4 protein-coding genes and 1 pseudogene are annotated in these 20,542 nt (G+C 71.7%); 3 read left to right on the plus strand and 2 right to left on the minus strand.

Annotated features, from left to right (window positions below; all coding sequences use genetic code 11):
• The first annotated feature begins 324 nt into the window (after positions 1 to 324).
• Positions 325 to 549 (plus strand): MbtH family protein, encoded by a 225-nt coding sequence (locus tag GPY60_RS11475; RefSeq protein ID WP_156687794.1) that lies wholly within the window; start codon positions 325 to 327, stop codon positions 547 to 549.
• Between the two features lie 47 nt (positions 550 to 596).
• Positions 597 to 17,602: pseudogene (locus GPY60_RS11485) on the plus strand (amino acid adenylation domain-containing protein); the annotation flags it as partial.
• 95 nt (positions 17,603 to 17,697) lie between these two features.
• On the opposite strand, the gene GPY60_RS11490 reads toward GPY60_RS11485, so the two are convergent.
• Positions 17,698 to 18,372 (minus strand): methyltransferase family protein, encoded by a 675-nt coding sequence (locus tag GPY60_RS11490; RefSeq protein WP_197283645.1) that lies wholly within the window; start codon positions 18,370 to 18,372, stop codon positions 17,698 to 17,700.
• Positions 18,373 to 18,622: 250 nt separating this feature from the next.
• Here GPY60_RS11490 and GPY60_RS27530 point away from each other — a divergent pair, with 250 nt between their 5' ends.
• Positions 18,623 to 20,065 carry a PE family protein gene (locus GPY60_RS27530; RefSeq protein WP_156687797.1) on the plus strand — a complete coding sequence of 481 codons (1,443 nt, stop codon included), beginning with the start codon at positions 18,623 to 18,625 and terminating at the stop codon, positions 20,063 to 20,065.
• A gap of 27 nt (positions 20,066 to 20,092) precedes the next feature.
• On the opposite strand, the gene GPY60_RS11500 is transcribed toward GPY60_RS27530, so the two are convergent.
• A complete protein-coding gene (locus GPY60_RS11500; RefSeq protein ID WP_156687798.1) occupies positions 20,093 to 20,404 on the minus strand; it encodes a hypothetical protein in 312 nt (103 codons plus the stop codon).
• Positions 20,405 to 20,542: the final 138 nt, after the last annotated feature.

Consider the following 20,542-nt stretch of genomic DNA (forward strand, 5'->3'; position numbering starts at 1 on the left):
TCGTGTCGGGGCGAGATTACGCGCGTTCGCCGCGCCACTGTATTGATTTGTGCGGTGTTCACAGTAGACGCGGCGTTTGCGGCGGGAAAGGGCGTCGCGGCCGTCGGTAAAGGCCGGTCGCCCGAGCCGACGGCGCGAATGACGTTAGGCGTTTCGGAGCCGATTCCTCCCACCGGGACCCGCATGATCGACGCCCGCGGGCGGGCAGTTCGGGGGCCGCGGTGAACGCCGTCAATTTCCTGTGAAGACGGTGCAACATCTGACGGCCTCCACTATGGTTTAGAACTTGTTATACCCATGTTCAGTAGACGGCCGGGAGGCTCTGTGAGCATCAATCCGTTCGATGACGAAGGTGGAACGTTTTTCGTCTTGGTCAACGACGAGGAGCAGCACAGCCTGTGGCCGACCTTCGCCGACGTCCCGGCGGGCTGGCGGGTGGTCTACGGGGAAGCCGACCGCGCCGCATGCCTGGACTACATCGAACAGAACTGGACCGACATACGGCCGAAGAGTTTGCGCGAGAGGTTGGCTGCGGGACTGGCGAATTGAGGCGCCCCGACGAGGACTGCCAAGAGGACATTGAGCAGGTAGGCCGAATGGAACGTGACGACCGGATGCTTCCGCTGACGCGGGGGCAGCTCGATATTTGGCTTGCGCAGGAAACCGGTGGCTCCGCCACGGAATGGCAGCTCGGTGTCCTGGTGCGATTCGACGGGCCGGTGGACCGGGAGTTGCTCGCGCGGGCGATCCGGCACGCGATGCAGGAGGCCGAGCCGGCCCGAGCCGCCATCGTCGAGGTGGATGGCCGAGTCTTCCAGCGGGCGGTCGACCACCCGGACCTCGAGGTGGAGTTCTTCGATTTCAGCGAGTCGCGCCATCCCGTGCAGGAAGCGCGCGAGGCGGCCCTCTCGATTCAACGGACGCCGATGCCGTCCGACGGCCCGCTATTCCGATTCGCGTTGTTTCAAACCTGGGCCGACGAGTTCTACCTGTTCGGCTGCTTCCACCACATGATCATCGACGGCGCGGGAATCACGCTGATCGCCAATCGGATTGCCACCGTCTACGCCGCAATTGTTTCCGACGCGCCCATTCCTCCGGCCTTCTTCGGCTCGCTGCAGGACTTGGTTCGGTGCGAGCAGGAATACGAAGCGTCCGCGGACTATCTGGACGATCAGGCTTATTGGACCGAGAACCTGCCGCCGGAGACCGGTTCCAGCCACAGCTTGCCCTGGGCCGTCGGCGACGGAAACCCGGCGCAGCCGTCCGCGCCGGTGCGGCTCGACCCGACGGCGCTCCGGCGAGTGCAAGAGCTGTCCGCCGAGTGGAACGTGCCCCGGTCGTCGGTCATCACCGCGGCGTGCGCACTGCTGGTGCGAAGCTGGTCCGCCGAAGGCGCGGAGGTGGTGCTCGACTTCCCGGTCAGCCGGCGCGTGCGCCGGGAATCGAAGACGATCCCCGGGATGATTTCCGGGGTCGTGCCCCTGGTGCTGAGCGTCTCCCCGAACGCCACCGTCGCCGATTTCTGTCGGTACGTCGACGCCCGGATCCGCGAAGCGCTGGAACATCAGCGCTTCCCGGTGCACGCCCTCGAACGCAAAGCCGACTTGCGCACGGGCCAGACGCCCGACCGGGTGAGCGTCAATTTCATGCCGTCCAAGATGACCATGGACTTCGCCGGCGTGGCGGCGTCGGCGTCGTTCACCAATCCCGTTCAGGTGGGCAGTCTCGGCTTGATCTTCTCGGGCGCCGGCGACCAGCTCTACCTCAGCACGGCGGCCGCCGGCGGGGCGCTGTCGAGTTCCGACGTCGCGGAACTGGCGCGCCGGTTGGGCCGAGTGCTCGTGGCGATGACCTCCGACCCCGGGCGGTCGCTCTCGTCGATGGACCTGCTCGACGCCGCCGAACTCGACACGCTGGATGGCTGGGGTAACCGGGCGGTGCTCACCCGCCCGGCGCCGCCGATTCCCGCGTCGATCCCCGCGGCGTTCGCGGCCCAGGCGACGCGCGCCCCGGAGGCCGTCGCGATCACGTGCCGCGGGCGTTCGTGGACCTACCGCGAGGTAGAGGAGGCCGCCGACCGGCTCGCGCATCTTCTCGCCGGCCGCGGTGTGGGCCCGGGGCAGCGGGTGGCGCTGATGTTCGAGCGTTCGGCCCAGGCGGTCGTGGCGATGCTGGCGGTGCTCAAGACCGGCGCCGCGTACGTCCCGATCGATCCCTCGGTGCCGGCCACGCGCATCGAGTTCATGCTCGAAGACTCGGCGCCGACGGTGGCGATCACCACCACCGCGCTGGCCGAACGGCTGGCCGGCCGCGATCTGCCGGTCATCGACATCGACCACGTCGGCAACGTTCCCGTCGGCGCCCCCCTGCCGGCGCCCGACCCGGAGAACGTCGCCTACCTCATCTACACGTCGGGAACCACCGGCGTGCCCAAGGGCGTGGCCATCACCCACCACAACGTGATCCGGCTGCTGGAGTCGCTGGACGCCGAGCTGGCGCCGGGGCAGGTGTGGTCGCAGTGGCATTCGCTGGCGTTCGACGTCTCGGTGTGCGAGATCTGGGGGGCGCTGCTGTACGGCGGGCGCCTCGTGGTGGTGCCCGAGTCGGTGGCGCGCTCGCCCGAGGACTTCCACGCGCTGCTGGCCGCCGAACGGGTCACCGTGCTGAGCCAGACCCCGTCGGCGTTCTACGCGCTGCAGGCCGCGGACGCGCTCGCGCCCGAGCTCGCGAGCCGGCTGGAACTGCAGGCGGTGATATTCGCCGGCGAGGCGCTCGAACCCCATCGACTGCGGACGTGGCTCGACAACCACCCCGCGGCACCGCGCCTGCTCAACCTCTACGGCACGACCGAGACGACGGTCCACGCGTCGTTCCGGGAGATCCTGCCCGCCGACGTGGACAGCATCGTCAGCCCCGTCGGCGTGCCGCTGGCCCACCTGGGCTTCTTCGTGCTCGACGGCTGGCTGCGCCAGGTGCCGGCGGGCGTAGTGGGGGAGCTGCACGTGGCCGGCGCCGGCGCCGGCTACGGGTACTGGCGGCGGCCGGGCCTGAGCGCGGCGCGGTTCGTGGCGTGCCCGTTCGGCGGGCCCGGCGCGCGCATGTATCGCACCGGCGACCTGGTGTACTGGGGCGCCGACGGGCAGTTGCGGTATGTGGGGCGCGCCGACGACCAGGTCAAGATCCGCGGGTTCCGCATCGAGCTGGGCGAGGTCCAGGCGGCGCTGGCCGGGCTGGACGGGGTGGTGCAGGCGGTGGTCATCGCCCGCGAGAACCGCCCCGGCGACAAGCGCCTGGTCGGGTACGTGACCGGCACCGCCGAGCCGGGCAAGCTGCGGGACGCGCTGGCCGAGCGGCTGCCGGCGTACATGGTGCCGGCGGCGATCGTCGCGATCGACGCCCTGCCGCTGACGGTCAACGGGAAACTCGACAAGCGGGCGCTCCCGGCGCCGGAGTACTCCGATGTCGACCGGTATCGGGCGCCGGGGGACGCGGTCGAGCAGATCCTCGCCGACATCTACGCCCAGGTGCTCGGCCTCGAGCGCGTCGGCGTCGACGAGTCGTTCTTCGAGCTGGGCGGGGACAGCATCCTGTCGATGCAGGTGGTCGCGCGGGCGCGGGCCGCCGGTGTCGTGTGCCGCCCGCGGGACATCTTCGTCGAGCAAACCGTCGCCCGGCTGGCCCGGGTCGCCGGGGTGGCCACCGGCGACGCCGACACGGGCGACGACGGGCTCGGTCCGCTGATCGCGACGCCCATCATGTGCTGGCTGCGCGGCGTCCGGGGCCCGGTCGATCAGTTCAACCAGACCGTGCTGCTGCAGGCTCCCGCCGGGGTGACCGAGGCCGATGTGGTGGCGCTGCTGCAGGCCCTCCTGGATCGGCACCCCATGCTGCGGCTGCTCGTCGACGAGGACGCCGGCGGCTGGTCGCTGACCGTGCCCGAGGTCGGGTCGGTGGATGCGGTGACGTGCCTGCGCACGGTGCAGGCGCTGTCCGACGAGGCCGTGATCGAGGCGCGCTCGCGCCTGGACCCGGCGGCGGGGGCGATGCTCAGCGCCCTGTGGGTGGTCCCTACGGGCCAGCTCGTGTTGATCGCCCACCACCTGGCCGTCGACGGGGTGTCCTGGCGCATTCTCCTGGAGGATTTGAACATCGCCTGGGCGCAGCGGCGCGCCGGGCAGCAGCTCGTGTTGCCGGCCGGCGGGACGTCGTTCGGGCGGTGGGCGTCGACGCTAGCGGAGCACGCGCGCCACCCGGACGTCGTGGAACAGGCGCCGCGGTGGCGTCAGCTGGCGACGGTGCCCACGGTGCTGCCGCCGGCGGGAGTGGATACGTTCGCTGACGCCGGGCAGCTGTCGGTGGAGCTGGATGCCGAGACGACCCGCCATCTCCTCGGCGACGTGCCCGCGGCTTTCCATGCCGGCATCCACGACGTCCTGCTGATCGCGTTCGCCCTGGCGCTGGGGGAGTTCCTGGGCACCGGTGGGGCGCCCATCGCCATTGACGTGGAGGGTCACGGGCGCGAGGAGGATCTGGCCGGCCCGGACGAGCACCTGGACCTGTCGCACACCGTCGGGTGGTTCACCACCAAGTACCCGGTCGCGCTGGGCGTGGGTGGCCTGGATTGGGCCCAGGTCGGCGCGGGGGCCGCCGCACTGGGGTCGCTTGTCAAGGACGCCAAGGAGCAGCTCCGGGCCCTGCCCGACGGCCTGACCTACGGACTGCTGCGTTACCTGAACCCGGATGTGGACCTGCCGGACTCGGAGCCGTCGATCGGCTTCAACTACCTCGGGCGCCTGGGCGCCGGGACCGAGGCCTCGGGCGACGCGTGGCGGCTCTCCTCCGATGGCGGGTCGGTCGCGCGCGTCGCCGCGGCCATCGCCATGCCGCTGACGCACACGGTGGAGCTGAACGCGGGCACCGTGGACACCGACGCCGGCCCGCGGCTGCGCGCCGGTTGGACGTGGGCGCCCTCGGTCCTCGACGAGGGGCAGGTCAGCCGGCTGAATCGGTTGTGGTTCGACGCGCTCGCCGGAATCTGCGCGCACGTGCAAGGCGGTGGGGGCGGGTTGACGCCCTCCGACATCGCCGTCGGACTGAGCCAGCAGCAGATCGACGAGCTCCAGCGGCAGTATGCGGATAGCTGACGTTCTGCCGCTGACCCCTCTGCAGCAGGGGCTGCTGTTTCACGCCAACACCGCGCGGGGCGGTGACGACGTCTACGCGGTGCAGCTCACGATCGCCTTGAGCGGGCGGCTCGATCAGGACCGCCTGCGCGACGCGGTGAACACGGTGGTGACCCGGCACCCCAACCTGGCGGCCCGATTCGCCGACAAGTTCGACGTGCCGATGCAGATCATTCCGGCCGACCCCGTGGTGCCCTGGCGGTACGTGGACCTCGGCGCCGGCGGCCCCGACCTCGATGAGCGGGTCGGGCAGGTGTGCGCCGCCGAGCGCGCGGCGGTCTGCGATGTCGTCAATCAGCCGGCCTTCCGGGCGGTTCTGATTCGCACCGCCACGGAGCAGCACCGGCTCGTGCTGACCAATCACCACCTGGTGCTCGACGGCTGGTCGTTGCCGATTCTGCTGGCGGAGATGTTCGCCTCCTATTACGGCCAGTGGCTGCCCGCGCCGGTTCCCTACCGCAGATACATCGCCTGGCTGGCCGGCCGCGACCTCGACGCCGCCCGCGCGGCGTGGGGTGAGGTGCTGTCGGGCTTCACCACGCCCACCTTGGTGGGTGCGGCCGGCCACCTGGAGCCCGGGCGGCGGGGCGTCGCATCGTTCCAGGTGTCCGAGAAGACCACGCGGGCCCTCAACGAGCTGGCGCGGTCGCGACACACCACCGTCAGCACCGTGCTCCAGGCCGCCTACGCGCGGCTGCTCATGTCGCTGACCGGACAGCCCGACGTCGCCTTCGGCACCACGGTGTCGGGCCGGCCCGCAGAGGTCGTCGGCGCCGACTCGATGGTGGGCCTGTTCATCAACACGGTGCCGGTGCGGGCGAGCGTCACCGCGGCGACCACCGCCACGGACCTGATCCATGAGCTGCACGCCGCCAATAACCGCACGCTCGACCACCAGCACCTGGCCCTCAGCGAGATCCACCGCGTGGCCGGCCAGGACCAGCTCTTCGACACGTTCTTCGTCTACGAGAACTACCCGCTGGACACCGACGCGATGTCCGCCAAGGACGGGCTGGCCATCACCGGGTTCACCCACCGCGAATACAACCATTACCCGCTGGCCATCCAGGCCCTGCCGGGCAGCGAGCTGGGTCTGCGCGTCGAATTCGACACCGACGTGTTCGACGCGGACGCCATCCGCACACTCGTCGGGCGATTCGAGCGCGTGCTCGAGGCGATGACCGCGGACCCGGCCCGGCGGTTGTCCTCGATGGACGTGCTCGACGAGGCCGAGCAAGCCCGGTTGGCGGCGTGGGGCAACCGGGCGGCGTTGACCCCCGCGGGGACGGCGCCGGTGTCCATCCCGGCGGTGTTCGCCGCGCAGGTCGCCCGCACACCGGATGCCCTGGCCGTGACCTTCGAGGGCGTCTCGTTGACCTACCGGGAGCTCGACGACGCGGCGAACCGGTTGGCCCACCTGCTGGCCGCCCGGCGGGTGGGTCCGGGGCAGCGCGTGGCGCTGCTGCTGCCCCGCTCGACCGAGGCGATCGTCGCGATGGTGGCGGTGGCCAAGACCGGCGCCACCTACGTGCCGATCGATCCGGCGGTGCCGGCGGCTCGGATGCAGTTCGTGCTCGCCGACTCCGCGCCGGTCGCCGCGCTCAGCACCGCGGGACTGGCCGACCGGCTGGCCGGCTGCGATCTGCTCGTCATCGACGTCGACGACCTCGACGAGGCCGCGGTCGACGGATCGCGCGGCGTCGTGCTGGCGGGGCCCGCCCCGGACGACATCGCCTACCTCATCTACACCTCGGGCACGACCGGCACCCCCAAGGGCGTGGCGATCCCGCACCGCAACGTGACCCGGCTGCTCCAGACGCTGGACACCGACATGGGGTTGGCGGGGCAGGTGTGGTCGCAGTGCCATTCGCTGGCGTTCGACTTCTCGGTGTGGGAGATCTGGGGCGCCCTGCTCTACGGCGGACGGGTGGTCGTCGTGCCCGACGCGGTGGTGCGCTCGGCCGGGGACCTGCACGCGTTGCTGGTTGCCGAGCGGGTCAGCATGCTGAGCCAGACCCCGTCCGCGTTCTACGCGTTGCAGGCCGCCGACGCGGCCCAACCCGAGCTCGCCAGCCGGCTGCGGCTTCGGGCGGTGGTGTTCGGCGGCGAGGCGCTGGAACCCAACCGGCTGCGCACGTGGCTGGACAACCACCCGGGCCTGCCGCGGCTGATCAACATGTACGGGATCACCGAGACGACCGTGCACGCGTCGTTCCGGGAGATCCTGCCCTCCGACGTGGACAGCGTCGTCAGCCCCGTCGGGGTGCCGCTGGCCCACCTGAGTTTCTTCGTCCTCGACGGGTGGTTGCGGGCGGTCCCGGTCGGGGTGGTCGGGGAGTTGTACGTCGCCGGCGCCGGCCTGGCCGACGGGTACGTGGGCCGCCCCGGCCTGAGTGCGACCCGGTTCGTGGCGTGCCCGTTCGGGGGGCCGGGGGCGCGCATGTACCGCACCGGCGACCTGGTGCGCTGGGGCGCCGACGGGCAGTTGCGGTACATGGGCCGCGCCGACGATCAGGTCAAGATCCGCGGCTACCGCATCGAACTCGGCGAGGTCCAGGCGGCGCTGGCCGGGCTCGACGGGGTGGCGCAGGCGGTGGTTATCGCCCGCGAGGACCTCCCCGGCGACAAGCGTCTCGTCGGCTACGTCACCGGCACCGCCGAGCCGGGCAAGCTGCGCGCCGCCCTCGCCGAGCGGCTGCCCGCCTACATGGTGCCCGCCGCGATCGTCCCGATCGACGCCCTGCCACTGACGGTCAACGGCAAACTCGACACCCGCGCCCTCCCGGCGCCCGGATATCGCGACGTCGACACCTACCGCGCCCCGGCCACCGCCGTTGAGCAGATCGTCGCCGACGTCTACGCCCAGGTGCTCGGGCTCGAGCGCGTCGGCGTCGACGACTCGTTCTTCGAGCTGGGCGGCGACTCGCTGTCGGCGATGCGCCTGATCGCCGCCGTCAACAACGCCCTCGACGCCAGCCTCTCGGTGCGGACACTGTTCGAGGCCCCGTCCGTCGCGCAACTGGCGCCACGCATCGGTGGCGACGGGGACCGGCTCGAGCCGCTGGTGGCAGGCGAGCGGCCCGAGGTGGTGCCGTTGTCGTTCGCGCAGAGCCGGTTGTGGTTCATCGACCAGTTCCAGGGCCCGTCGGCGACCTACAACATGGCGGTGGCGTTGCGGTTGCGCGGAGGGCTGGACGCCGACGCGCTGGGAGCGGCGCTGGCGGACGTGGTCGAGCGGCAGGAGAGCCTGCGCACCCTGTTCGGCGCGCACGACGGGATACCGTGCCAGCTGGTGGTCCCGCCCGAGCGGGCCGACTTCGGCTGGGCCGTCGCGGACGCCACCGGCTGGCCGGAGGGCCGGCTCGGGGAGGCCATCGACGCGGTGGCGACCCACGTGTTCGACCTCGCGACCGAGGTGCCCATGCGAGCGAGGCTGTTCCGCCTCGGCGCGGACGAGCACGTGCTGGTGGCCGCGGTGCACCACATCGCCGCCGATGGCCTGTCGATCGCGCCCCTGGTGCGCGACCTCGGCGAGGCCTATGCCAGTCGCTGCGCGGGGCGCGCCCCGGACTGGGCGCCGCTGCCGGTCCAGTACGTCGACTACACGCTGTGGCAGCGGGCGCAGCTCGGGGATTTCGGCGACAGCGGCAGCCGCATCGCCGCCGAGCTGGCCTACTGGCAGGACGCCCTCGCCGGCATGCCCGAGCACCTGCAGCTGCCGACCGACCGGCCCTACCCGCCGGTCGCCGACCACCGCGGCGGCAGCGTGGTGGTCAACTGGCCGGTCGAGCTGCAGCGGCAGGTGACCGCGGTGGCGCGCAAGCACAACGCGACCAGCTTCATGGTGTTCCAGGCCGGGCTGGCGGTGCTGCTCGCCAAGCTCAGCGGCAGCTCCGACGTGGCCGTCGGCTTCCCGATCGCCGGGCGCCGCGATCCCGCCCTGGACGACCTGGTCGGGTTCTTCGTCAACACGTTGGTGCTGCGCGTCGACGTGGCCGGGGATCCCACCGTCGCCGACGTTTTGGCCCAGGTGCGGCAACGCAGCCTGGCCGCCTACGAGCACCAGGACGTGCCGTTCGAGGTGCTGGTCGAGCGGCTCAACCCGGCCCGCAGCCTGACCCATCACCCGCTCGTTCAGGTCATGCTGTCCTGGCAGGACTGGCACGCCACCGGTCCCTTCGACCCCGCCGTCGGGCTGACCCTCGGGGACCTGCAGGTCACCCAACTGCCGCTCGATACCCGCACCGCGCGCATGGACCTCGCGTTCTCGATGGGCGATTTCAACACCACGTCCGGCGAGCTCGCCGGGATCGGCGGGGTGGTGGAGTTCCGCACCGACGTGTTCGACGAGGCGAGCATCGAAGCGCTGCTCGAACGCTTCAAGCGGGTGTTGACCGCGATGACGGCCGACCCGGCGCGGCGGCTCTCCTCGATCGATGTGCTCGACGCGCAGGAGCGCGCCCGCCTGGACGAGATGGGCAACCGCGCACTGCTGAACCGGCCCGCACCGGCGCCGGTGTCCGTCCCGGCCTTGTTCGCCGCTCAGGTGGCCCGCGTCCCGGACGCGGTCGCCGTGACCGACGGGGACGGGACACTGACGTACCGGGAGCTCGGCGAGGCGGCCGACCGGTTCGCGCGGCTGCTGCGCGGCCGCGGGGTCGGCCCGGGCGCGCGGGTCGCGCTGCTCCTGGAACGCTCGGCCGAGGCGGTCGTGGCGATGCTGGGGGTGCTCAAGGCCGGGGCGGCCTACCTGGCGATCGATCCGGCGCTGCCGTCGGCCCGCATGCAGTTCATGCTCGACGACGCCGCGCCGGTCGCCGTGGTCACCACCGCGGCGCTGGCCGACCGGCTGGGCGGGTGCGGCGCCGCGGTCATCGACATCGACGATCCGTCGGGGGAGACCCACGACGTCTCCCCGCTGCCGGTGCCCGACCCCGCCGACGTCGCCTACCTGATCTACACCTCCGGCACTACGGGGACCCCGAAGGGCGTGGCCATCGCGCACCGCAACCTGGCCCACCTGGCCGACTCGACACCCGCCGAACTGCCGTCGCCGCAGGTGTGGACGCAGTGTCACTCGTACGCGTTCGACTTCTCGGTGTGGGAGATCTGGGCCGCCCTGCTGGGCGGCGGGCGGCTGGTCGTGGTGCCGGACGCCGTCGTCGGCTCCCCGGCGGACTTTCACGATCTGCTGGTTCGCGAGCGGGTCAACGTGCTCACCCAGACGCCGTCGGCGGTGACGGCCCTCGATCCCGAGGGGCTGGAGTCGGTGGCGCTGCTCCTGGGCGGTGAGGCGTGCTCGGCCGAGGTGGTCGACCAGTGGGCCTCGGGCCGGGTCGCGATCAACGCCTACGGCCCCACCGAGGCGACCGTGTACGCGTCGATGAGCGCGCCCCTGACGTCGGGGTCGGTCGGCGGCGGCGTCGCGCCCATCGGCGCACCCGTGGCGACGACCGCGCTGTTCGTGCTCGACGAGTGGCTCCGCCCGGTGCCCACCGGTGTCGTGGGAGAGCTGTACGTGGCGGGCCGCGGCGTGGGCGTCGGCTATCTCGGCCGGCCGGGCCTGAGCGCGTCGCGCTTCGTGGCCTGCCCGTTCGGCGGCTTCGGCGAGCGGATGTACCGCACCGGCGACCTGGTGCACTGGCGGGCCGACGGGCAGCTCCAATACCTGGGCCGCGCCGACGAGCAGGTCAAGATCCGCGGGTACCGCGTCGAACCCGGCGAAATCCAGGCCACGCTCGCCGGCCTGGACGGCGTCCGGCAGGCGGTGGTGATCGTTCGCGAGGACCGCCCCGGCGACAAGCGGCTGGTCGGCTATGTCACCGGCACCGCCGAGCCGGCCAAGCTGCGCGCGGCGCTGGCCGAACGACTGCCGCCGTACATGGTGCCCGCCGCGGTGGTGGCGCTGGACGCGCTCCCGCTGACGGTCAACGGCAAGCTCGACAAACGCGCCCTGCCGGCGCCGGAATATTCCGACACCGGTCGCTACCGGGCCCCGAGCACTCTCACCGAGGAGATCCTGACCGGCATCTACGCCCAGGTGCTCGGCGTCGAGCGTGTGGGCGTGGACGACTCCTTCTTCGACCTGGGCGGCGACTCGCTGTCGGCGATGCGACTGGTCGCCGCCGTCAACACCGCGCTGGAGACCGGTCTCTCGGTGCGCGCCGTGTTCGAGGCCCCGACGGTCGCTCAGCTCGCGCCCCGGATCGGCGGGGACGAGGGCCGGCTGCAGCCCCTTCGGGCGGGCGAGCGGCCCGCGATGGTGCCCCTGTCGTTCGCCCAGAACCGCTTGTGGTTCATCGACCAGCTGCAGGGCCCGTCGCCCATCTACAACCTTCCGGTGGCGTTGCGGTTGACCGGACACCTCGACGCCGACGCGCTGGGCGCGGCGCTGGCCGACGTTGTGGCCCGCCAGGAAAGTCTGCGCACGCTGTTCCCCGCGGTCGAGGGAGTGCCGAGGCAGGTGGTGGTCCCCGCCGACCGGGCCGACTTCGGCTGGGAGGTCGTCGACGCCACCGACTGGCCGGAGGGCCGGCTGGCCGAGGCCATCGACGCCGTGGTGCGGCACTCCTTCGATCTCGCGACCGAGATCCCCATGCAGGCACGGCTTTTCCGCGTCGGCGAGGACGAGCACGTGTACGTGTCGGTGGTGCACCACATCGCCGCCGACGGGTGGTCGATCGCCCCGCTGGTCAACGACCTCGGAATCGCCTACGCCAGCCGGTGCGCCGGGCGGGCCCCGCACTGGGCCGACCTGGCGGTGCAGTACGTCGACTACACGCTGTGGCAACGGGAGCAGCTGGGCGACCTCGGCGATGCCGGCAGCCGCATCGCCGCGCAGCTCGGCTACTGGCAGGACGCCCTGGCCGGCATGCCCGAGCAACTGGCGCTCCCGACGGATCGGCCGTACCCGCCGGTCGCGGACTACCGCGGCGCCACCGTGACCGTCGACTGGCCCGCCGAGCTGCAGCAGCGCATCGCCGACGTGGCCCGCGAGCACAACGCGACCAGCTTCATGGTGCTGCAGACCGCCCTGGCGGTGCTGCTGTCGAAGCTCAGCGCGAGCAGCGACGTCGCGGTGGGATTCCCGATCGCCGGACGCCGCGACGCCGCGCTGGACGAGCTGGTGGGCTTCTTCGTCAACACCCTGGTGCTGCGGGTCGACCTGGCCGGTGACCCCCTGGTCGCGGACCTCATCGCGCAGGTGCGCCGGCGCAGCCTGGCCGCCTACGAACACCAGGATGTGCCGTTCGAGGTGCTGGTCGAGCGGCTCAGGCCGACCCGCAGCCTCACCCATCACCCGCTGGTCCAGGTATTGCTGGCCTGGCAGAACTTCGCCTGGCAGAACACCGAAGCCGCCGGCATGGCACTGGGCGATCTGCGGGTGACGCCGCTGCCGGTGGACACCCACACCGCCCGGATGGACCTCACCTTCACCCTCGCCGAGCGGTTCACCGAGACCGGTGAGCCCGCCGGAATCGGCGGGCTGGTCGAGTTCCGCACCGACGTGTTCGACGCGGACACCGTCCGGACCCTGATCGAGCGGTTCGAGCGGGTGCTCATGGCGATGACCGCCGACCCGCAACGTCGGGCGGCGTCGATCGACGTGCTGGACACCGACGAGCACGCCCGCCTGGCGGGCTGGGGTAATCGGTCGGTGCTCACCCGGGCGGCGGGCGCGCCGGGCTCGATCCCGGCGATGTTCGCCGCGCAGGTCGCGCGCACCCCCGACGCGGTGGCGGTGAGCGGCGAGGGCCGCTCGATGACCTACCGGGAACTCGGCGACGCGGCGGATCGGCTGGCGGCCGTCCTCGCCGGCCACGGTGCCGGACCGGGGCAGCGGGTGGCGCTGCTGTTGCCCCGCTCGGTGGAGGCGGTCGTGGCGATGGTGGCCGTGGCGAAGACGGGGGCGGCCTACGTGCCGATCGACCCGTCGGTGCCCGCGGCCCGCATGCGCTTCGTGCTCGCCGACGCCGCGCCGGCCGCGGCCATCACCACGGCGGCCCTGCGGTCCCGCCTGGACGAGCACGACCTGCTGATCATCGACCTCGACGACCTCGACGGGCAGGCGCCCACCGGCACCACGGTGACGGGGCCGCATCCCGACGACGTCGCCTACATCATCTACACGTCGGGCACCACGGGCACGCCGAAGGGCGTGGCGATTCCGCACCGCAACGTGACGTGCCTCCTGGAGACGCTGGACGCGGACGTCGAGTTGGCGGGCCAGGTGTGGTCGCAGTGTCATTCGCTGGCGTTCGACTTCTCCGTCTGGGAGATCTGGGGGGCGCTGCTCTACGGCGGGCGGCTGGTGGTCGTGCCCGATGCGATCGTCCGGTCCCCGGAAGACCTGCGCGCCCTGCTGGTGACCGAGCAGGTCACCGTGTTGAGCCAGACGCCGTCGGCGTTCTACGCCCTGCAGACCGCCGACGGGTTGCAGCCCGAGCTCGGGCAACAACTCAAGCTCGAGGTGGTGGTTTTCGGCGGCGAGGCGCTGGAGCCGCAACGGCTGCGGGCGTGGCGCGACCGCCACCCGGGGCTGCCGCGGCTGATCAACATGTACGGCATCACCGAGACGACCGTGCACGCGTCGTTCCGCGAGATCGTCGACGACGACGTCGACAACGGCGTGAGCCCCATCGGGGTGCCGCTGGCTCACCTGGGGTTCTCGGTGCTCGACACGTGGCTGCAGCCGGTGCCCGTCGGGGTGGTCGGCGAGCTCTACGTCGCGGGCGCGGGGCTGGCGGACGGCTATGTGGGTCGGGCGGGTCTGACGTCGACGCGCTTCGTGGCGTGCCCCTTCGGGGGGCCGGGGGCGCGCATGTATCGCACGGGCGACCTGGTGTGTTGGGGCGCCGACGGGCAGTTGCGTTACCTGGGCCGCGCCGACGAGCAGGTCAAGATCCGCGGGTACCGCATCGAGCTGGGCGAGGTCCAGGCGGCACTGGCCGCGCTGGACGGTGTGCGGCAGGCGGTCGTCATCGCCCGCGAGGACCGCCCGGGCGACAAGCGGCTCGTGGGCTATGTGACCGGGACCGTCGACGCGGGCGAGGCGCGTGCCGCGCTCGCCGAGCGGTTGCCGGCCTACATGGTCCCGGCGGCCGTCGTGGCCATCGACGCGGTGCCGTTGACCGTGAACGGCAAGCTCGACACCCGCGCGCTCCCGGCGCCGGAATACTCCGACGCCGATCGCTATCGCGCCCCGGCCACCCCGGTCGAGGAGGTGCTGGCCGGCATCTACGCCGCGGTGCTGGGACTCGAGCGCGTCGGGGTCGACGAGTCGTTCTTCGAGTTGGGCGGCGACAGCATCCTGTCCATGCAGGTGGTGGCGCGGGCGCGCGCCGCCGGGGTGATCTGCCGGCCGCGCGACATCTTCGTCGAGCAGACCGTCGCCGGTTTGGCCCGGGTGGCCGAGGTGTCCGACGGCCGTCCGGTGGTGATCGACGAGGGCGTCGGCCCGGTGGGGACCACCCCGATCATCTCGTGGCTGCGCAGCGTCGACGGACCGATCGGCGAGTTCAACCAGACGATGCTGGTCCAGGCCCCGGTGGGAGTGACCGAGGCCGACGTAGTGGTGGTGGTGCAGGCCCTGCTGGACCGCCACCCCATGCTGCGGCTGCGCGTCGCCGACGACGGCGCCGATGGGTGGCACCTGACGGCGCCCGCGGCCGGCTCGGTCGACGCCCGCGCGTGCGTGCACGCGGCCGACGTCCTATCCGACGCGACCGTGGCGGAGGCGCGCGCACGGCTGGACCCGGCGGCCGGGATGATGCTCAGCGCGCTCTGGGTGGCCGCCACCGGCCGGCTGCTGCTGATCGTGCACCACCTGGCCGTCGACGGCGTGTCGTGGCGGATCCTGTTGGAGGATCTGAACCTCGCCTGGGCCCAGCACCGGGGCGGCCAACAGGTGGTGTTGCCCGCGGGCGGCACCTCGTTCCAGCGGTGGGCGTCGCTGCTGGCCGAACACGCGCGCCACCCCGAGGTCGTCGCGCAGGCGGACGCCTGGCTGGAAATCGCCGGCGTGCCCGCGGCGCTCCCGGCGGTGCAACCGGCGGTCGACACCTACGCGACCGCCGGCAACCTTTCGGTGGAGCTCGATCCCGAAACGACGCGGATGCTGCTCGGTGAGGTGCCAACGGCGTTCCACGCCGGGGTCAACGACATCCTGCTGATCGCCTTCGCCCTCGCGTGCGCGGAGTTCCTCGGCACCGATGCCCCCATGGTCATCGACGTCGAAGGCCACGGTCGACAGGAGGACGTGGCACCGGACGTCGACCTGTCGCGCACGGTCGGGTGGTTCACCACGAAATATCCGGTCGCTCTGGACGTCGGGCGGCCCGGCGGCGGGCTCGCCTGGGCGCAGGTGCTGGGCGGCGAGGCCGCGCTCGGGGCCGTCGTCAAGGACGCCAAGGAGCAGCTGCGCGCGCTGCCCGACGGGCTGACCTACGGCCTGCTGCGCTATCTGAACGACGACGTCGAACTGCCCGCGACGGACCCGGCGATCGGGTTCAACTACCTGGGGCGGCTCGGCGGTACGGGCGCCGGCGCGTCCGGGGACATCTGGGAGATCCGCCAGGACGGCGCCGCGGTCGCCGGCATTGCCGCCGCCGTCCCGATGCCGCTGATGCACACGGTCGAGCTCAACGCCGGCACGGTGGACACCGATACGGGACCGCGGTTGCGCGCGGGGTGGACGTGGGCGCCCTCTGCCCTCGACGACGCACAGGTCGGCCGGCTGAGCCGGTTGTGGTTCGACGCCCTGGCCGGCATCTGCGCGCACGTGCGTTCCGGTGGGGGCGGGCTGACGCCGTCCGACATCGCGCCCGCCCGCCTGAGCCAGCGGGAGATCGACGGGCTGTGCCGCCGCTATCCCGTCGCCGACGTGCTGCCGCTGACCCCGTTGCAGCAGGGACTGCTGTTCCACGCCGGCACCGCGCGGGGCGGCGACGACGTCTACGCGGTGCAGCTCGACATCACGGTGAGCGGCCGGCTCGACCCGCACCGCCTGCGCGGGGCCGTCCAGACCGTGGCCACCCGGCACCCGCAACTGACGGCCCGGTTCTGCTCTCAGTACGAGGAGCCGGTGCAGGTCATTCCGGCCGACCCCGAAGTGCCCTGGCGGTACATCCAGCTCGACGACGGCGATATCGACGAGCAGGTCCGGCGGGTATGTGCCGAGGAGCGCGCCGCCGTCTACGACCTCGCCGAGCAGCCGGCGTTCCGCGCGGCGCTGATCCGCACCGCCGAAGACCAGCACCGGTTCGTCCTGACCAACCACCACATCGTGCTCGACGGGTGGTCGCTGCCGATCCTGCTGCAGGAGGTCTTCGCCGGCTATTACGCGCACTGGCTGCCGGCGGCCGTCCCGTACCGCAGGTTCATCACCTGGCTCGCCGCCCGTGACCGGGCCGCCGCCCGGACCGCCTGGGGCGAAGTGTTCGCCGGCTTCGGCCACCCGACTCTGGTGGGGCCGCCGGACCCGTTCGGGACGGGGCCGCGGGACACGGCCACGTTCCTGGTTCCCCGGCCGCTCACCCGGGCGCTCGGCGAGTTGGCGCGCACCCGCCAGACCACCGTCAGCACCGTCCTCCAAGCCGCCTGGGCGCAGCTGCTGACGTGGCTCACCGGGCAGGACGACGTCGCCTTCGGCGCCGTCGTCTCGGGTCGGCCCGCCGACCTGCCGGGCGCGGACTCCATGGTCGGCCTGCTGATCAACACGGTGCCGGTGCGCGCCACCGTCGGCCCGTCGACCACCACCGCCGAGCTACTCGACCAGATCCAAGGCGTCCACAACCGCACCCTCGACCACCAGCACCTCGGTCTCAGCGAGATTCACCGGATCACCGGGCAGCGACGACTTTTCGACACCGTCTTCGTCTACGAGAACTACCCCGCCGACCCCGACGCGTTGTCGGGCGGCGACGGGCTGACCATCACCGGCATCAGCAACCGCGACCTCTACCATTACCCGCTCACGGTCCAGGCCGTGCCGGGCCAGGAGCTGGCCCTGCACGTCCAGTACCGCACCGACGTGTTCGACGCGTCCGACATCGCCACCCTCGTCGAGCGCTTCCAGCAAGTGCTCGACGCCATGGCCTCCGACCCGGCGCGACCGCTGTCGGCCGTCGTCGGGCCGGAAGAGGGTAAACACGCCCTGCCGGCGACGGCCCCGCCGCGCGCCGCCGCGCCGGCCGTCGCGCACCACACGAACGGGGCCGGTGAGCATCCCCCGGCCGGCGTGATCGAGCAGATCCTCACCGGGATCTACGCCCAGGTGCTGGGTGTCGAACGCGTCGCTCCCGGGGAGTCGTTCTTCGACCTGGGTGGCGACTCGTTGTCGGCCATGCGGGCGATCGCCGCCATCAACTCGGCCCTGGCCGTGGACCTTCCCGTTCGCGTCCTGTTCGACGCGCCCTCGGTGCAGGACCTGGGCCGGCGGTTGGACGGGCAGGTCGGGTCGGTGGAACAGGTCCCCGCCGTCGGCCCGGCGAACGAGCTGTGAGAGAACCCGTCACCACATGAGCGGAACCAGGCGGTAGCGAACCTTCTGCGTGTACTCGCTGTAGCCGCTCAATTCGTGGCGGAGCAGCCTCTCCTCGTCGCGGATGCGCGAGGCCAACACGATCACTCCGGGTACCACGAAGACGAGTCCCCAGTAGGAGCCGAGCGCGAGGGGGATGCCGATCATCATGATCACGTTGCCGGTGTACATCGGGTGTCGCACCATCCCGTACAGGCCGGTGGACACCACCGTCTGACCCTGCTCCACCCGCACCGTGGCGGCGGCATAGCTGTTCTGGACGATCACGAGGCCGACGATGCCCAACCCGACGGCCACCAGCACGTCGCCGACCAGGCAGATCGGCGGCGGTGCCGGTGCCCAGCCGAACCGATGGTCGAGGGCGCTCACGACCACCATCGCCGCCAGCGACAGGTACAACCCGGCGATGACGACCTTCTGGGCCGTGCGGCCCTCCGCGGCCGGGCCTCCGCGCATCCGCCTCTCCAGGGCGGCGGGATTCGCTCGCAACAGGTAGACGGCCGGAAGCCACGCGGCAACACCGACCACCGCCAGGAAAACCCAGCCCTGCCAGTAATCGAACGTGCCGGCGGGGAGAAACACCATGGAACCGAACACGACGAGCTCGACGAGACCGAACACCAGCATTCTGGGAATGGCCTTCACTCGTCCTCCTTCGCCGGGCTGGTTCGACCTCTTCGCCGCCAACGGGCGCGACGCCCGAAAGCAGATTGGCGTCGACGCCGCGCCGATCACCTGACCCGACAGCGACGCGGATTGAAACTACCGCCGCCGGGCCAGCCAAATTCAGCAAAACATAGATATACACGTGTGCAACGGGATAGGTTCGACTCGCTCATACAAGTGACCGTGGTCGGGGGGCGGCGTTGCGCCGCGACGGCTTCGGAGGTCAGCAGTGTCCTATGTGATCGCGGTGCCGGACGCGATGGCAGCGGCGGCGGCGGACATAGCGTCGATCGGCTCGTCGGTCAGCGCCGCCCATGCGGCCGCCGCCCTGCCCACCACCGCTGTGGCGGCGGCCGGGCTTGACAGCGTGTCGACGGCGGTCACGGACGCGTTCAACCAGTTCGGCGCTGCGATGCAGAGTTTCGGCGACCAACTCGCCTCGGTCAACGCCCAACTCACGGAGGTCTTGAACGGGTCAACGAGCTGGTACGCGGCCCTCGAGTCGATCAATTCCACGTCGCTGGCGACCGCGGTGGCGGAAGCCTCTGGAACGTCCCCGCCGCCCAGGACCGAGGTGCTGGGCACCATCATGTACGAGCTCAACCAGACCGGCCGGCAGTTGGTCGGCGAACCGTTCTTTTACAACGGTGCTGACGGAACGCAGACCAGCCCGAACGGTCAGAACGGCGGCTTGCTGATCGGCAACGGCGGCAACGGCTGGAACTCCACCGTCGCCGGCGTCAACGGCGGCAACGGCGGGCAGGCCGGCCTGATGGGCAACGGCGGAATGGGCGGCTCCGGCGGCCCCGGCGCGAACGGCGGGAACGGCGGGGCCGCTAACTGGGCGGGATTCGGCGGCGCCGGCGGCGCCGGCGGGTCCGTCACCACACTCGGCCTGAATGGCGGTAACGGCGGCAACGGTGGGCCCGGCGGCCTCTTCTGGGGCCTGGGTGGCGCCGGTGGAACCGGTGGGGACGCGGTCGGTCCGCTCGCCGGGGTCGGCGGGATCGGCGGCACCGGCGGCGCCGGCGGCAACACGGGCGTGTTCGGGAGCGACCCGCTCGGCTTCGGCGTTCCGCAGGGTGCAGTCGGCGGCGCCGGCGGGAACAGCGTCAGCGGGCATGGCGGCACTGGCGGTATGGGCGGGGCGGGCGTCGGTGTCGGCGGCACCGGCGGGGCCGGCGGTCAGGGCGCGACGGGTGGTGACGGCGGCCAGGGCGGTGTCGCGTTCAACACGGGATGGGGGACCGTTACCGGAGGGACGGGCGGGGCCGGCGGTGTGGGCACCGTCGACGTCGGCGGGGCCGGCGGTCGTGGCGGCGCCGCGGTGATGGGGCCCTTCAACCTCGCCGTTGACACCTTCGACGGGCTGCTGGTCTGGCTCCCGACCGACTGGGGTACCGCCTACGGCGGCCTCGGCGGCGTCGGCGGCAGCGGTGTCACCATCGGCGGCACCGGCGGAACGGGTGGGACCGCGATCAACTTCCTGTCGACGGGGACAAGCCACGGTGGCACCGGCGGCCTCGGTGGCACCGGCCTCACCGGGGGAAACGGCGGCACCGGCGGCAACGTCTACACGATCACTCCGGGCAACGGCTTCGTCGGCACTGGCGGTTTGCCCGGCGGCGTCGGCGGGCTCCCGGGTGGGCCGGGTAGCGTCATCTCGCTGTAGCGAGACGCTCGGCGGGTCCTGGGTGAATCAGGACGGGTGACCGAAACCTGCTTCAGAGCCATTGGCGAGCGGCTGCGCCTGAGGCCAGGCGAGACCCTGCTCGTCGGGAATCTCCGGAGCGTCGAATCCATGACTGAGCGCGTTCGCCGAAGAGCCGCGGCACCAGAGTTTCTCTATCGCCGCGAGCACCTGGCGACCCACCGACCGCTGGTATTCGCGCAGGTACTCGACTCGGAGCGGATCGTCCTCACTCAAGTGGTGGGTGAGGGGGTGCTGCGTGTTCCACACGGCATCCTGCGCAGCCGCGCCCACGGCAATCTCGAAGTCGATCTTGTCCATTGGTCCCCCACGTGCGCACCCCCCACAGGCGCGATCTCCCCAATTATCCGCCATCGATTGACTAGGACCAAGTCTCGACACGGCTCGGCATCCCGAGCGGCCGAAAGCCAGCGAGCCACGACGGGCCGCCAGGAAGGC

Source organism: Mycobacterium sp. Marseille-P9652, from assembly GCF_902652685.1.
Lineage (GTDB): Bacteria > Actinomycetota > Actinomycetes > Mycobacteriales > Mycobacteriaceae > Mycobacterium.

Coding starts and splice junctions, on each gene's coding strand:
- GPY60_RS11500 (WP_156687798.1), bottom strand. CDS start 20,404: ATGGACAAGATCGACTTCGAGATTGCCGTGGGCGCGGCTGCGCAGGAT.